The organism is Neisseria sp. SLRRB23 (assembly GCF_050896295.1).
In the GTDB taxonomy this organism is placed as follows: domain Bacteria; phylum Pseudomonadota; class Gammaproteobacteria; order Burkholderiales; family Neisseriaceae; genus Neisseria.
Window position 1 is genome coordinate 1 of the sequence record NZ_JBPBFH010000115.1, and the last position, 399, is coordinate 399.

The 399-nt window shown below is 51.9% G+C and carries 2 pseudogenes; both read left to right on the plus strand.

Going from position 1 to position 399, the window contains the following annotated elements:
* Positions 1-145, plus strand: a pseudogene (locus ACRPFF_RS11350) (oligoribonuclease); the annotation flags it as partial.
* A gap of 119 nt (positions 146-264) precedes the next feature.
* Positions 265-348, plus strand: a pseudogene (locus tag ACRPFF_RS11355) (BON domain-containing protein); the annotation flags it as partial.
* Between the last annotated feature and the right edge of the window lie 51 nt (positions 349-399).

Here is a 399-nt window from a genome sequence, read left to right on the forward strand (position 1 = left end):
CCACCAAGACCGGCGTTTTATGGTCAAATATATGCCGAAACTGGAAAACTACTTCCACTACCGCAACCTTGGCGTTTCTACGCTCAAAGAGCTTGCCAAACGCTGTAATCCGCCCGTTGCCAAAAGCGTCGTCAACTCTAGCTCTCTCCCACAGGGAGAGAGGACGGGTCGGCTGTTGGGGTTGAGGTTTGCTGCAAGGAAAACAGGTTGTGCAGGTTGCTTTTTGCTTTTCAGACGACCTGCATCAACGGTTGTAAATCCAAGCTCGGACAAGTCGCCACCGAAGGCGAAAAACAGTTCGTCGGTCAGATTGCACGTTCCGAACAGGCCGCCGAAGGCGTGTACAACCTGTCTCTTATACACATCTACTAGCCCACGAGACTCGACGTCATCTCGTAT